Below are 14,719 nucleotides of genomic sequence, written 5' to 3' on the forward strand. Positions count from 1 at the left end.
ATCCGGGATGAGATTGAACAAGATTAGTCCCTTTGACATTGTAAATGTAATACTCATGCTGCTTTTGATCGTTGTTACGATCTATCCCTTATATTATATGGCTATTGTGTCCGTAAGCTCAGGCATAGCCGTACAAAGAGGCGAAGTTTTCCTGTTCCCTATCGAGTTTTCTTTAAAGGCTTATTCCATTGTATTTGATGATCCGGCAATTATCCGTTCTTACATGAACACCTTGCTGTATACCTCGCTTGGGGTCGTTGTTAATTTGTTTATGACGATGTTATGCGCGTATCCGCTCTCGAAAAGATATTTGTACGGCAGGTCGCTATTTGCTTTTTTTGTTGTATTTACGATGTTTTTCGATGGCGGTTTAATTCCGAGGTATACCGTTATCCATTCGCTAGGGATGGTTAACACGATCTGGGCGTTACTGATCCCGACAGCGATCAATGTGTTTAACATGATTTTGATGCGGACGTTTTTTGAGGAAATACCCGATGCTCTCTACGAGTCGGCTACTGTCGATGGTGCAGGGGAAGGAACGATTTTGTGGAAAATCGTGCTGCCTTTATCGCTGCCGGTTATGGCGACGATGTTCATCTTTTATGCGGTGGCGCATTGGAATAGCTTCTTCCCTGCGATGATATATTTGAATGATAAGGATTTATATCCGCTGCAAATTCTAGTACGTAACATCGTGATTCAAGGCGAGCTATCCTCGCAAACAACAGAAACGGGCTCAGCCGAAGGTATTACCATGATGGCGCAAAATGTTAAGTATGCGGTCGTGTTTGTTGTTATTTTACCTATCTTACTCATTTACCCATTCGTGCAAAAATATTTTATCCAAGGCGCTATGTTGGGCGCGGTGAAGGGCTAGTCAGCGTATCCAACGAGTTGCTTGGGTTGAGTGTGCAAACAATTAAAAGGAGCAGTGGACATGACCGGAAATGAAAATACGAAGGTTCACCTAATAGGCAACGCCCATTTAGACCCCGTTTGGTTATGGCAGTGGCAGGAGGGTTATGCGGAGATCAAAGCAACGTTCCGCTCTGCATTGGACCGCTTGAATGAATTTCCTGAATTTGTGTTTACATGCGCTTGCGCAGCCTATTACCAATGGGTGGAGGAAAATGCGCCTGAGATGTTCGCGGAAATTCATGACCGCGTTACCGAAGGCCGCTGGGTAATAACGGGCGGCTGGTGGATCCAGCCGGACTGCAATCTGCCGTCAGGCGAATCGTTTGCCCGCCATGGTTTGTATGGACAGCGTTATTTTCTGGAGAAGTTCGGGATTATGGCTAGTGTTGGCTATAACGTCGATTCATTTGGCCATCACGGGATGATGCCACAAATTCTCAAGCAAAGCGGGATGGACTATTATCTGTTTATGCGTCCAGAAGCGCATGAGAAAAATCTGGAAAATGATTTATTTTGGTGGGATTCCGAGGATGGCAGCCGTGTCATGACATTCCGTCTGTCAGACAGCTACGCTAACTTTACGAAGCATGGCAAGGATGCCAAAATTCTTAAGCATAAGCAGCTTGCCGAAGAAAAAGGACATGATTATATGTCGTTCTACGGAGTGGGTAACCATGGTGGTGGACCCACGGTAGCTAATCTGCAGCTAATTGATGAGATACGTGAAGAGCATGGCCGGGACCGCATTATTCTTAGCTCGCCAAATCAATTTTTCGCAGATATGGTCGAAGCCAATCCGACAATTCCGGTCGTTAAGGACGAAATGCAGCGTCATGCCGTTGGTTGTTATTCTGCCCATTCAGAATCAAAGGCGAACAACCGCCGTGCTGAGCACCGTCTGTTAAGTGCAGAGAAATTCTCCTCATTTGCCCATATGACGCTGGGGCTTCCTTATCCGAAAGCAGCGCTAAACCTAGCTTGGGAAAACGTCATGTTTAACCAATTCCACGATATTATGGGCGGCTGCAGCATTAAAGAGGCGTTCGATGACGTAAGGGAATTCCACGGTGAAGCGTTAGCGATAGGAGCCAGGACCTTAAACGCAGCGATGCAAAAAATGTCATGGGCGATCGATACGATGAAGCCTGAGGTGAAATCGCTGAGCAAGGATAAGGATTGGCAAACCTGGGAGCAGGATGATTTGGGCGCGCCCATTGTCGTGTTTAATCCCTTGTCTTGGGAAGTGGAAGCGCTAGTTAAGGTAAACAAAAAGCTGAAGAGCGTTACTGATGAAACCGGAGCGCCCGTAGCGATCCAAACCGTACGTGCCTCACGGACGAACGGGAAGGAAGACAAATGGGATTCCTTGATCACTGTTCGTGTCCCAGCATTTGGCTACCGTGTTTACTGGACCTACCGAGATAAAGAAATAGCAGCAGAAGCATTGGCTGGTGAAGTCCGTGTGGATGGCAATACACTGGAAAATGCGTTCGTTCGAGTTGAGCTGGAAGCCCACACGGGATACATTCAGAGCATCTTCGATAAGCAGACGAATAGCGAGCTATTAAATGGCAAAGGCGCCGTACCGATTGTGATCGATGAGTTTCACAGCGACACCTGGGGGCACGGGCTGAAGCAATACCGTGATGAAATTGCTCGCTTCAGCGATGCGAGGATTCAAGTGCTGGAAGAAGGATCGCTGCGTTCGACATTGCGCGTGACCAGCCGATACAATGGCTCGGTGTTGCGCCAGGATATAAGCCTGGGGCATTTGTCAGGCGACCTGCAGGTTCGTGTGCAGCTAGATTGGAGAGAGAAGCATAAGATGCTGAAGCTCGCTTTTCCCATCCGTGTGGAGCAGCCGGAGTCCGTATCGGAAATCCCTTATGGCTATATCGAACGCGCTACCGATGGAAACGAAGTGCCTGGGCAGCAATGGGTGGATGTATCGGGTAAGGTGCCTCGTGAAGCAGAGGAGATAAAAGAAGCTGATGGAGCTGTTGAGGCAAGTGGAGTGGCGGATGATGCTGAACAGCAAGTTAGAGGGATGGCGCTATTGAATGATGCGAAATATGCCTATGATGTGTTGGGCAGCGAAATTAGAATGACCGTTGTGCGCAGCCCGATTTTCGCTGACCATTTTGGTGAGCGTGATGAGCAGGTTGAATTTATGGATCAAGGTGTGCAGGAATTCACCTACACCCTCACCCCGCATGCTGGCGACTGGAAGCAGGGTCGATTAGTCCAAAAAGCGAATGAGCTGAACGTACCACCTTTGCTGATGTGGGAAACGTACCATGAGGGACAGCTGCCGCAATATTTTCAAGGCATCGAGGTTTCCGCGGAGTCGGTAGTGGCAACAGCCTTCAAACGGGCTGAGGATGGTGACGGCTGGATTGTCCGCTGCTACGAAACCTTGGGTCAGGAAACGGAAGTCGCCATTAAGCTGCCAGTGCTGAAGCGAGAATGGAAAGCAACCTTTGGCAAATGTGAAATCAAAACCTTCTGGATTCCTGATGATTCGAGCCTGGATATTGCAGAAGTCAATTTTATTGAGCTGCACCAAGTAGTCTAAGCTTACAATATAAAACGAAAGGAGCTTGTCGATGAACGTTACACTTGCAGAAATGTGCAACAAATACCCTGAGCTTGACGTATGCTTACCTGATTTGGAAAAAGCTTTTGCCCTATTGAAGCAAACCTATCGGGGAGGTGGCAAGCTATTGCTATGCGGCAATGGGGGCAGCGCCTCGGATAGTGAGCATATTGTCGGTGAATTAATGAAGGGCTTTCGCTCCAAACGGGTATTATCTGAGGCAGCCGAAAGTGCTTTCCTAGCTCAATTCCCGGAGGATGGCGATTTTCTAGCTGCTCATTTGCAAGGGGCATTGCCTGCGATTTCTTTGGTCAGCCATTCCGCACTCATTACGGCTTTTGCCAACGATGTGTCGGCGGAAATGATTTTTGCCCAGCAGGTGTACGGTTATGGCAAGCCCGGCGATACACTGCTCGGGCTTAGCACCTCCGGCAATTCGGCCAATGTGAAACGGGCCATGCAGGTTGCCAAGGTGCAGGGCCTTCATACGATCGGCCTTACAGGGAGGCATGGGGGGCAAATGTCCGAGCTATGCGATGTGACGATCCGGGTGCCATGGGATCTGACTCCGGACATTCAAGAACGCCACCTGCCCATCTACCATGCCTTATGCATTATGCTGGAGGAGGAATTTTTCCCATCATGAGGATTATGGCTGGAATCGACATCGGAGGGACTAAATGTGCGGTTAGCTTGGGCGTAGCCGTCAGCGACCAAATCGAAATTATAGCCAAACGCAGATTTGCGACGTTGGCTGAGCCTTTGGCGAATGTAGCACGCTTGCTGAGCGAGCTAGAGGAGCTGCTGGCCGAGCATGCGAGCCGTGGCGAGCTGGCTGCGATAGGCATTAGCTGCGGCGGACCGTTAGATAGCGCGGCGGGCTTGATTCTGTCTCCGCCGAATTTGCCGAATTGGTCGCGTATCGATGTCGTCAGCCCCTTCCGCGAACGATTCGCGGTTCCTGTCGGTTTGCAAAACGATGCCAATGCATGTGCATTGGCGGAATGGCAGTGGGGAGCAGGCAGGGGCAGCCGCAACTTGATCTTTTTGACCTTCGGCACGGGAATGGGGGCCGGACTGATTCTGGACGGCAGGCTGTATTCGGGAGCCTCCGATATGGCCGGTGAAGTCGGGCATATCCGCCTGGAGCCTACAGGTCCTACTGGCTATGGCAAAGCGGGCTCCTTTGAGGGGTTTTGCAGCGGTGGCGGCATTGCTGAGCTGGGCCGTTCCTTGGCTGCCCAGATGTTCGCGGAAGGGCAAAGCCCTTCCTTTTGCTCCGAGCCCGAGCGGCTTGCGGAAATTACCGCAGAAGCGATCGGAGAAGCTGCCAAGCGGGGCGAAGCGGATGCGGTTGGAATTTTTCAGACTGTTGGCCGTAAGCTTGGCAGCGGTTTGGCTCTGCTGGTTGATATCCTCAACCCGGACTGCATCGTGATTGGCAGCATTTACGGCAGGCAGCAGGCCCTTCTGGAGCCGATCATGCTCGAAGCGCTTGGTTGCGAAGCGCTCCCGCTTTCGTTATCGGTCTGCCGGATCGTCCCTGCAGGCTTAAAGGAAAATGTCGGCGATTATGCCGGATTGTCTGTGGCCTTGCACCAGTTGGCCACAGCCTAAGCATGAAATTATTTGACTAACGATAAGGTGGGAACTTGAGATGACTAATATTGTCGATGGTGTATGGCCAACAATGCTAACGCCATTCACGGAAAATAATGAATTGGATATTCCGAATTTAGAACGGCTGGTAGATTGGTATATCGGGCAGGGCGTGCATGGTTTATTCGCCGTTTGTCAATCCAGTGAAATGTTCAAGCTTAGCCTTGAGGAAAGATTGAAGGCTACTGAAACTGTGGTCAGGCAAGCGGCCGGTCGTGTTCCTGTCATTGCCTCAGGCCATACTTCGGATCGGATTGAGGATCAAATAAACGAAATTAAACTAATTTCGGCTACGGGCATCGAAGCCTTTGTAATGCTGACGAACCGTTTGGCGGACGAGCATGAGTCCGATGAGGTATGGAAAATTAATGCACAGCGGATTCTAGAGGCAGTTCCCCATGTGAAATTTGGTTTGTATGAATGCCCTTATCCTTACAAAAGGCTGGTCAATCCAGCCCTTCTACAGTGGTGCGTATCGACGGGTCGCTTCTTGTTCCTGAAGGATACCTGCTGCAATATCGAAGAAATTCAAGCAAGGCTTGCCGTTCTGGAAGGAACCGGGCTGAAGCTGTTTAATGCCAATTCGGCTACACTGCTTGAGTCGCTCAAGCAAGGCGCTGCAGGCTTCAGCGGCATTATGGCTAACCACCATCCTGCCTTATATGTTTGGTTAACAGAGAATTGGAGCACACAGCCTGAGAAGGCGGAGCGGGTGCAGGATTTCTTGGGCTTGGCTTCTGCTATCGAAGGGCAATATTATCCAGTCGATGCTAAATACAACATCCAGCTGTCAGGCGTGCCTATTTCGCTTACAACTCGTGTTAAGGATGGAAATGGGCTCCAGCCGCACCAGCGTGCGCTGGTAGAGCAGCTGAAGCGTTATGCAGACGGTGTGCTGGCTGAGTTAAAGAACTAATGTGCTGAATTAATGAAATAATGCAATGGCAAAAAGGACTCCGTTTGTTAATTCGCGAGTCCTTTTTGCATATTGTTTATTTATCCGATCAAGGCTTAATATAATCGTTATTCCTGTTTTACGTGGGCGTCAGGTGCCTTATCCGCTACGAGATTTAAGACAATGTCGTGCTCAAGTAGCGCCTTTAGCCCGCAAAGAACAATCGTAAATCCTTCTGTTGCGTCTATGGCTTGGTTTACGACCTCATCCCCATCTCCCTTAAACCCCGTGTTTGTAATCGTGACAATGGTTTCGTTCTCTGCTCAAGGAGTAAATATCCACTCGACCGTGCTGCCGCCAAAATCGATGAGAATTCGCTTGTTCTCCTCGATTTTTTTTACATCAACCTCTGCAGAAGCGCCATACATCTCCCAATCCCACTGGACACGTAATCCCGGTTCTAGTTTTCCGCTGCTTTTGGTGAACCAAAATTTCGAAGTAATCACAGGGTCGATAAAAGCTTCAAACACCTCCTCAATCGGTTTTCTAATTAACATTTCTGCCTTAGCAATCGGTAAATGATTCAGGGTAGCCATCATGATTCCTCCTTTGATCGTGTAAGCTTTCTTAATCCTAGCATACCCCATAGGTCATGATTTCTTATTCATTGCTCAGTTGCTACCATTGGATTTTTTCGGGCTTGGTCTGGTGCATCGCAGATACTTCACTTATAATAAAGAAGGCTTACAACTGGCAAAGAGAGCATCCATAGGGGCAATCTAAACTTTACGAAGGGTACATAAAACGTAAAACGGGGTGTGAAGATGAGTTTTTTTGATTTGTCGGGTAAAGTAGCGATCGTGACAGGCGGAGCCGTAGGCCTGGGTGGCGGGATTTCGCTTGGTTTGGCAAAGGCAGGAGCGGATATTGTTATTGTTACAAGCAATGATCGCAATCGGGAAACACAGCTGGAAATTGAAGCTATGGGACGCAGGGTGCATACTGTTGTAGCCAATTTGTCAGACGAAAAAGAATTGCCGCGGATCCTTAGTGAAACGCTTTCTATTTTTGGCAAAGTCGATATTCTGGTTAATAATGCGGGTATAATACGTCGGACGCCTGCAGCCGAGCATAGCGCACAAGATTGGCATCATGTCATCAACCTGAATATGAACGCCGTATTCTTCCTATGTCAGCTTGTCGGTAATGAGATGATCAAGCAAGGATCCGGCAAAATCATTAATATAGCTTCCATGCTTAGCTTTCAAGGGGGAATCAACGTTCCTGGCTACACGGCTTCCAAGCATGCTGTTGCTGGTATTACAAAAGCTTTGGCCAATGAATGGGCAAGTAAAGGCATCCAGATTAATGCCATTGCACCTGGATATATGGATACGGATAATACAGCAGCTATACGTGCCGACCAAGATCGGAATACGCAAATATTGGCGCGAATTCCTGCGGGGCGCTGGGGAACAACATTGGACTTGCAAGGACCTGCTGTTTTCTTGGCATCGGCAGCGTCTGATTATATGAACGGCCACATTTTGTGTGTCGACGGAGGGTGGATGAATCGATAATGGCAAATCAATATAGCACTGATCAGGATCAAAGGCCCGAAATCATTACATTTGGTGAAACGATGGCACTAATGATGCCGACAAGCTCCAAAGGCATAGAGTATTCATCACAATTTCAAAGCTTGTTCGGTGGTGCAGAGACTAATGTAGCTATCGGTGTTGCACGCTTGGGGCACCGGGTTGGCTGGTTCAGCCGTTTGGGAAAAGATCCTTTTGGACAGGTTATCGTGAAAAAGCTCCGTGGGGAGGGCGTCGATGTCTCCCATGTCGAGCTGACAACAGAGGCTCCAACGGGCTTAATGCTTCGTGAAGTCGTATCCGGCAAAACGTCTGTCTATTATTACCGCAAGGGCTCTGCCGCCAGCATGATGAAGCCAGAGCATCTGGACGAAAATTATATAAAGCAGGCCAAATTCCTGCATGTAACAGGCATAACAGCAGCATTAAGCGAGTCCTGCCGTGCAACAGCGATAGAGGCCATGCGCATTGCCCGTAAGCATGGCGTGAAGGTATGCTTTGACCCCAATCTGCGACTTAAGCTATGGTCCCTAGACGAAGCCCGCGGAGTGTTGTTGGAGATGGCTAAAGAAGCCGATTATTTCCTGCCCGGTTTGGACGAGCTGAAGCTTCTGTACCAGACAGAAAGCTTCGATGAGATTGTCCAGCACCTGAGAGAGCTTAGTGCAGTGTCCATCGTAAAAGGTGGAGACGACGAAACATACGTGGTAGAGAAAGATTCGATACAATCCGTACCGTACTTTAAAGCAGAGCAGATTGTGGATACCGTTGGTGCTGGCGATGGATTTTGCGCTGGTTTTATTGTTGGTCTACTGAAGGGCTATGCCCATACCGAGGCGGTACGCTTAGGCAACCTGATCGGCAGCATGGTCGTGCAAACCGAAGGCGATTGGGAAGGCATACCTACCTGGGAGCAGGTTGAAGCTGTGCTTAACAACGTGAAACATGTAGAACGTTAATCCGTGGGCATCCGCACGAACCAGCGAGTCCCGCAATGCGTTCGCCAAGCGCGCCGTAGTACGTTATACTCACAAGCATCAGCACATAGTCGAGTCGAGCGTGTCCCAGAGGGACGAAAGCGCCCCGAGCACTCGTAGTCCATCCATGGGCACCACACCATAGTCGAGCGTGTCCCGCAGGGACGAAAGCGCCCCGAGCACTCGTAGTCCATCCATGGGCACCACACCATAGTCGGGCGTGTCCCGCAGGGACGAAAGCGCCCCGAGCACACCATAGCCTCGCCCCACACTAAGGGGAGTCCAGAGGGCACAGCCCTCCCAAGCCCTCTCTATAGGGAGGGCTTGGGAGGGTAAAAAAACGGAGGTAAAACCAAATGAAAAAAATCAAACTCATCCAACAAATCACCCAAGAAGGTGTTGTCGCGGTATTACGCGGAGAAACACCAGATGAAGTATTTGAGATGGCGGAGCAAGCCATCGCTGGTGGCATTAAGGTCATCGAAGTAACGATGACCGTGCCATTTGCTTTGCAAGCCATCGAGAAGCTGGCGAAGAAATATTCGAGCACGGCACAAGATCCTGCCAAATACGCCATTATAGGCGTGGGTACGGTGCTGGATCCAGAAACGGCGCGCATCGCTATATTAAGCGGCTCCGAGTTTGTCGTGGGACCAGCTCTTAATCCAGCGACGGTAACCTTGTGTAATCGGTACCGTGTGCCTATTATGCCTGGGGTTATGACGATCCAAGAGATTCAACAAGCCTTGGAGCTTGGTGTCGACATCGTTAAGCTATTCCCAGGAAACCTGTACTCGCCGTCAACAATTAAGGCCATTAAGGGTCCGTTGCCGCAAGCGAACATCATGCCAACTGGCGGCGTATCGCTTAGCAATTTGGCTGAATGGGTCAAAGCTGGTGCAGTAGCTGTCGGTATAGGCTCTGATTTAACAGCAGATGCGCTCAAGGCAGGCGACTACAGCCTCGTAGCCCAAAAGGCAGCTCAATATATCGAAGCGTACCAAGACGCCAAAAAGTAAGGGACTATTACGGCGAGCAGTAGTGTAACCTTTCAGGAACAGCGGGGATAGATGCATCGTTGCCCTAAAAGCCAACTGCTATTTTCAGCCCGACCAAAAAGCGTCGCGTATCCACTGATCAGTGGATACGCGACGCTTTTTGGTGTAACTATCTTTTTATTAAAAGTTTTTAATCGTTCAGCTAGGCTAAGACTACTCTGTAGCTACGGATTGGTCAGCCTGTAGCCCAACAGGGGCGATGCGTACGAAGCTGGCTACCAAATTGCCCAGCAACAGTTGGATCGTATCCGCTGCGTCCTGCTGACCGGAAGCAAGCAGCTCCTCGTGGTAAGCGGTGAGTAGTTCCGTCAAATCCTTGGCGCTTTGGGCTCCAATTTGCTCGATTTTCACCTTTGCCCCTTTGGCAATCCGGCGATTAATCGCAAGCTCATCCAAGCCCATCTCAGGCACCAAGCGCTGGTAAATGACACCGCCGGTCATCCCGGCACAAATCCATGGACCCGGATCACCCAGCACAACAGCGCGGCCATTGGTCATGTATTCAAAGGCAAAGCCTTTGAGGTTCGCTCGGCTGGCGATGCCACCAAGCTCATCCTGCAGCGGGGTCGTAATCTCGCCGCCAAAAACAACATCGGCACCAGAGAAACGAATGCAAGCACGGCTATCGGCATTGCCTTGGATAAGGAACAAGCCCTTTTGTGCACCATATCCAAAGGATTTACCAACGGAACCATTAATATATTGGTTATAATTACTCAGTGATTTGAGAATAGCAATTTTGCCACCTAACGACATTTTGCCAACGCCATCCTCTGCGCCGCCGTGAACCGTAATGTTCAGGCCTTGGGCATTAAATGCGCCTAAGCCGTTGCCCGGAACGGAGCCGTCGGTCAAGTTCAAGGAAACACCAGGCAAGCTTTCATAGCTGCCGCCATAACGGTTCCGCACGCGATGGCTGGAATAACGGGTTCCCAGAATACGCGATTCAGCGTCCACTTTAGACCAATTACGCTCTACAGCACTGTTGAAGGATAAGGAATCCGGGAAAAACTCCTGGCCCTCGGCGCCTGCCGCAATCCGAATATCGGAGGATACGACAGAGGCATCATCCAATTCCAATAAAGCATCTTTCGCAGCAGCGAAAGAAATAGGGGATGGACGCAAGATTTCACTTAAGTCGATCTTATCCAAGCAACTCACTTGCTGTAGAAGATCGGAGCGTCCAACCAATTCCTGGGCATGGCTGAAGCCCAGCTGGGCAACGATTCCGCGGATTTCCTCGCCCATGCCTCCGAATAACCGAACAAGTGAATCAACAGCGGTATCATAGACACGGGGTACGAAGCGGCGAAGCCCTTTTTCCTCGGCTTCTTCCATCGTATCGATTTGTGTAGCAATACCGACGTGGCAAGTGTCCAAATGGCAGCCACGGCAGGTGGTGCAGCCGATTGCTTGCATCGAGATACTGCCAAAGCCGCAGCGGTTAGCACCCAGCATCATCATTTTCACAACATCGGCGCCTGATTTCAAACCGCCGTCTGACCACAGCTCCACTTTATGGCGTAGGCCGGATTCTATTAAAGCCAAATGCGCGAGCTTAGTGCCGATTTCCGTCGGCAAGCCGACGTGGGTCAAGGAATGGATCCGTGCCGCGCCCGTGCCGCCGTCAAAGCCCGAGAGTGTAATAATATCCGCACCAGCCTTCGCAACGCCGACAGCAATCGTACCAATACCGGGAACAATAGGAACCTTGACAATGATTTTGGCTTTGCGTCCGCTTGCTTCCTTCAATTCTGAAATAATTTGCGATAAGTCCTCAATCGAATAAATATCATGGTTATTCGATGGCGAAATTAAATCGGAGCCAATGGTAGCGTTCCGCGCGAGTGCGATTTTGGCTGTAACCTTGGAGCCCGGCAGATGTCCGCCTTCGCCCGGCTTAGCGCCTTGCCCAATCTTAATTTCCAGAAAAGCAACGGCATTCGTCAGCTCGACATTAATACCGAAGCGTCCGGAGGCTACCTGCGCCCCACGGGTTGTTGTATATTTGCCAAGCATATCTTTAATTTCGCCGCCCTCGCCGTTCATGGTGACCATGTTCAGACGGTGGCCAGCTTCTGCATAGGCACGAAAGGCAGTTTCATTCTGCGAACCAAACGACATCGAGGAGATCAGCATAGGCAGATTATGCCCGCCAATACCAATATCAACCTGTGAAGGCTCCAAAGGCTTGCGCCCCTCTTGGTGCGCTTTGTCATAGTTGAAGTCCGCTACATGGCGAATCGAGATCGGATTGCGCTTTTCTTCCTCGCGCAGCTTGTCGCTGTAATCGCTGTAAGGCGCCGTTCCGGCTGCGGCTTCACCCAACGCTTTCCACATCCGTTGGAAAAAGTGGAAGTTGCGTGCCGCTTTGGCTTTCGGATTAGCGTAATCCAAGTAGCGCGCCTCCGCATCCTTTTCCAGCTCGGCAAAGCCGGTTCCTACGCTGTCGCTGCCCAAATAGTTCACGATATCAAGCACATCAGCAAGCTCCGGCTTGAGCCCAATCGATGAGAAGAAGCGGGTATAACCGCGTAGCTCATGCGTACCGATTGTAGAAATGACCTTCTCCAAGCCCTTGGTCAGGGCGCTGTATACTTTGCGTGCAGCAGGTGCACCGTTTTTGGCGGAACCGGTAGCAAACAACAGATAAGGCGACAAGATATCAGCGCCTAATCCGCAAGCGACAGCAATATCATGCAGGTTGCGGATAGCCGCTGTTCGCAGCACAAGCGTAGCCTGGCGGCGCAGGTTGTTGCCGAAGGAGAGCTTTGCTGCCCGTAGCGCAATATCGACCTGCGATACAGCAAGATGCGGATCAATGAAGAGGCGGTCATTCTGGTTCGCCTCGGCGTCATCGAGAATAACGAGCATAGCTCCGTTATGAACGGCTGCAACGGCATCGGCAGCAAGCTTAGCCAGTGCCTCTTGCAAGGATGCACCTCGCGCAAAGGTAGTAGACAACACGGCAACCGCGTGGTCCCCTTGGGCGGCATACATGGCGCGAAGCTGTTCAAAGCTCGGCTGCCCCAGATCAGCGAAGGCATCGAGTCCATTGCTGCCTTCGAGCACCAGCGGCGTGAGTAGCTCTACACGAAGCCGTTGGTCCGGCTGGTCATATACAGCAGGGCGTGGCCCGACAATAATGCGAGTGGAGAAATGCTCCATTTCGCGGTCACGGTCAATTGCGGGATTGGTTACAACCGCTACGCTTTCTTTAATGAAATCGGGAATATTTTGCCGTTCCCAATTGATACAGGCATGCGGGCCATCATGACCTAGCGACCGAATCGGCTCTGCGCCTGTTTCGGCAATCGACTCGATCATCTGGATGCCTTCACGATCCCAGCCAAATGCGCTATATAGGGCGTCCGTAATCGCCAATTCATCCGATGCTGGTGGTTCGACCGAAGCCGAAGGCTCCTCTTGATTTAACAAATGCTTACGCAAGCCTGTGAATTGCACACGGGAGCTGGCGCGTTCGTGGACCAAGGATTGCACTTCCGAATAAGGAATGACTTGGACATGCTCGCCAGGTGTTAGAATAACGCCAACTTTTTCACCGGGTGCAATAGGCTTAGGATCAGCAACCATTTCGCCAACCGTAATAACGCCTTGCTCCGATGAGAAGTACAAGGAGGCTTCGCTTTCCACCATCCACACGGGACGCAGGCCAAGCGCATCTACACTGAAAATACATTCGTTGCCATAGCGCGATACAATACCAGCGGGACCCTGGGCATAATGCCCCCACATCTGGCGGAAGTAGACGTACATATCCTGCAATTCCGGACGGAATAATTTCATTTCATTAATAATAGGAGGGAATACGATCTCCATAGCCTCAAACAAGCTGATACCAAATCGGTGAATAAACGTTTCGATCGTCCGGTTCATATCCTGGGAGTCACTGCCGCCCTCAACCAGTTGGACGCCAATCATCTCGGCTTCTAGGCGCAATTTTTTGACTGTATTAATCTCGCCATTATGTCCAAGCAGGGAGAATGGTTGGACACGGAAAAAGCTGGACTGCGTATTCGTCGAAAAACGGTTATGCCCAATGGTAACCTGAGCGGCAAACAACGGGTCACGTGTATCGTTAAAATATAAGGGCAGGATGCTAGCAGCACCCATTACTTTATAAGCTGCCGTCACGTTGCTTAATGTAGCTACGTGAACCGAATAGCGGCTTTCAATAGCTGTATGAAGCTCGAATAAATGGTCGGCTGTCGGGCGTTCGTTGTTATCACAAATTGCAGCAATTTGCCAGAAGGTGGGCTCATCATTACGGCCGTTAGCACCCAGCACACTGCTATCCACTTCGTTCTCTTGCTCCACAATAATCGTAACGCCGAATTGGGCAAATAATGCACGAATCCCCTTTTGAATGTCAGCAGCAGAGGTATCGAGCTTGCGGGGTACGAAAATATGGCCAATGGAAAAATGGGTGTCATAAGCAAGCTTGCCATCAAGACCGGCATTGTTTAGCTTTTTTTCCCAAAGTGCTCTTGGAATATCGGTCAAAATCCCGCAGCCATCACCTTCTCCATTAATAAAGCCAGAGCGATGCTCCATCTTGACAAGTGCTTCAATGGTTTTACGAATATTGTCCCGGGACGGAAATCCATCCTTCTCTACTATACAAATAATACCGCAGCTATCGTGCTCAGTAGCCAATAGGTCTTGAAATTTTCCTTCATTTCGCATTACTTTATTCATATTCGTGGTCAGCAGGCTGACCATCACCTCCCAATTATAATTGCGGGTCTGTTAAACACTAGGCAAAAGTTGCAAACCAATAAAAGGAAAAGAGGGACAAAAACATCGGGTTATTAAAATTGAATAAAAATTCATTATTTCTGTATAAATGACAATATTTTTGTTGTGAGTGCCAGTGTGATTGCTGATTATAAAGCATGAGACACAAAAAGTCCACGAACTCAGATCGAGACAATGGGGGCATATTGGGAAAGGTGTAAAAGCTGAATTTCTTTGAAAATATATGATTATTATAG

Annotated in this window: 9 protein-coding genes and 1 pseudogene; 8 read left to right on the forward strand and 2 right to left on the reverse strand. The window is 49.9% G+C overall.

Features of this window, described 5'->3' with window-relative positions:
* The first annotated feature begins 7 nt into the window (after positions 1–7).
* From G9U52_RS30950 to G9U52_RS30970, 5 genes are read left to right on the forward strand one after another with little or no spacing between them, the layout of a single operon-like run.
* Positions 8–880 (forward strand): carbohydrate ABC transporter permease, encoded by an 873-nt coding sequence (locus G9U52_RS30950; RefSeq protein ID WP_166154955.1) that lies wholly within the window; start codon positions 8–10, stop codon positions 878–880.
* Between the two features lie 60 nt (positions 881–940).
* Positions 941–3,496 (forward strand): alpha-mannosidase, encoded by a 2,556-nt coding sequence (locus G9U52_RS30955; RefSeq protein WP_166154957.1) that lies wholly within the window; start codon positions 941–943, stop codon positions 3,494–3,496.
* Positions 3,497–3,527: 31 nt separating this feature from the next.
* The gene (locus G9U52_RS30960) at positions 3,528–4,163 is read left to right on the forward strand and encodes a D-sedoheptulose-7-phosphate isomerase (RefSeq protein ID WP_166154959.1); all 636 of its coding nucleotides are present in this window, start codon (positions 3,528–3,530) and stop codon (positions 4,161–4,163) included.
* Positions 4,160–5,134 carry an ROK family protein gene (locus G9U52_RS30965; RefSeq protein ID WP_166154961.1) on the forward strand — a complete coding sequence of 325 codons (975 nt, stop codon included), beginning with the start codon at positions 4,160–4,162 and terminating at the stop codon, positions 5,132–5,134. The genes G9U52_RS30960 and G9U52_RS30965 overlap by 4 nt, the downstream gene beginning before the upstream one ends.
* A 40-nt stretch (positions 5,135–5,174) precedes the next feature.
* Positions 5,175–6,092 carry a dihydrodipicolinate synthase family protein gene (locus G9U52_RS30970; RefSeq protein WP_166154963.1) on the forward strand — a complete coding sequence of 306 codons (918 nt, stop codon included), beginning with the start codon at positions 5,175–5,177 and terminating at the stop codon, positions 6,090–6,092.
* A gap of 107 nt (positions 6,093–6,199) precedes the next feature.
* Here G9U52_RS30970 and G9U52_RS30975 read toward each other — a convergent pair.
* Positions 6,200–6,667: pseudogene (locus tag G9U52_RS30975) on the reverse strand (SRPBCC family protein).
* 228 nt (positions 6,668–6,895) lie between these two features.
* On the opposite strand from G9U52_RS30975, the gene kduD reads away from it, so the two are divergent.
* The 3 genes from kduD to G9U52_RS30990 all read left to right on the forward strand — a co-directional run bounded on the left by kduD (position 6,896) and on the right by G9U52_RS30990 (position 9,665).
* Positions 6,896–7,651 carry a 2-dehydro-3-deoxy-D-gluconate 5-dehydrogenase KduD gene (kduD, locus tag G9U52_RS30980; RefSeq protein WP_166154965.1) on the forward strand — a complete coding sequence of 252 codons (756 nt, stop codon included), beginning with the start codon at positions 6,896–6,898 and terminating at the stop codon, positions 7,649–7,651.
* Complete coding sequence (locus tag G9U52_RS30985) at positions 7,651–8,628, forward strand: sugar kinase (RefSeq protein ID WP_166154967.1); 978 nt, start codon at positions 7,651–7,653, stop codon at positions 8,626–8,628. Before kduD ends, G9U52_RS30985 begins: the two co-directional genes overlap by 1 nt.
* 374 nt (positions 8,629–9,002) lie before the next feature.
* Complete coding sequence (locus G9U52_RS30990) at positions 9,003–9,665, forward strand: bifunctional 2-keto-4-hydroxyglutarate aldolase/2-keto-3-deoxy-6-phosphogluconate aldolase (RefSeq protein ID WP_166154969.1); 663 nt, start codon at positions 9,003–9,005, stop codon at positions 9,663–9,665.
* Positions 9,666–9,857: 192 nt separating this feature from the next.
* Here the strand turns inward: G9U52_RS30990 and G9U52_RS30995 are convergent, their stop codons facing one another.
* On the reverse strand, positions 9,858–14,423 hold the full coding sequence (locus G9U52_RS30995; protein ID WP_243767665.1) for a glutamate synthase-related protein: 4,566 nt from the start codon (positions 14,421–14,423) through the stop codon (positions 9,858–9,860).
* Between the last annotated feature and the right edge of the window lie 296 nt (positions 14,424–14,719).

It is taken from the genome of Paenibacillus agricola, from assembly GCF_011440305.1.
GTDB classification, from domain to species: domain Bacteria; phylum Bacillota; class Bacilli; order Paenibacillales; family NBRC-103111; genus Paenibacillus_S; species Paenibacillus_S agricola.

Coding starts and splice junctions, on each gene's coding strand:
- G9U52_RS30950 (WP_166154955.1), top strand. CDS start 8: ATGAGATTGAACAAGATTAGTCCCTTTGACATTGTAAATGTAATACTC.
- G9U52_RS30955 (WP_166154957.1), top strand. CDS start 941: ATGACCGGAAATGAAAATACGAAGGTTCACCTAATAGGCAACGCCCAT.
- G9U52_RS30960 (WP_166154959.1), top strand. CDS start 3,528: ATGAACGTTACACTTGCAGAAATGTGCAACAAATACCCTGAGCTTGAC.
- G9U52_RS30965 (WP_166154961.1), top strand. CDS start 4,160: ATGAGGATTATGGCTGGAATCGACATCGGAGGGACTAAATGTGCGGTT.
- G9U52_RS30970 (WP_166154963.1), top strand. CDS start 5,175: ATGACTAATATTGTCGATGGTGTATGGCCAACAATGCTAACGCCATTC.
- kduD (WP_166154965.1), top strand. CDS start 6,896: ATGAGTTTTTTTGATTTGTCGGGTAAAGTAGCGATCGTGACAGGCGGA.
- G9U52_RS30985 (WP_166154967.1), top strand. CDS start 7,651: ATGGCAAATCAATATAGCACTGATCAGGATCAAAGGCCCGAAATCATT.
- G9U52_RS30990 (WP_166154969.1), top strand. CDS start 9,003: ATGAAAAAAATCAAACTCATCCAACAAATCACCCAAGAAGGTGTTGTC.
- G9U52_RS30995 (WP_243767665.1), bottom strand. CDS start 14,423: ATGAATAAAGTAATGCGAAATGAAGGAAAATTTCAAGACCTATTGGCT.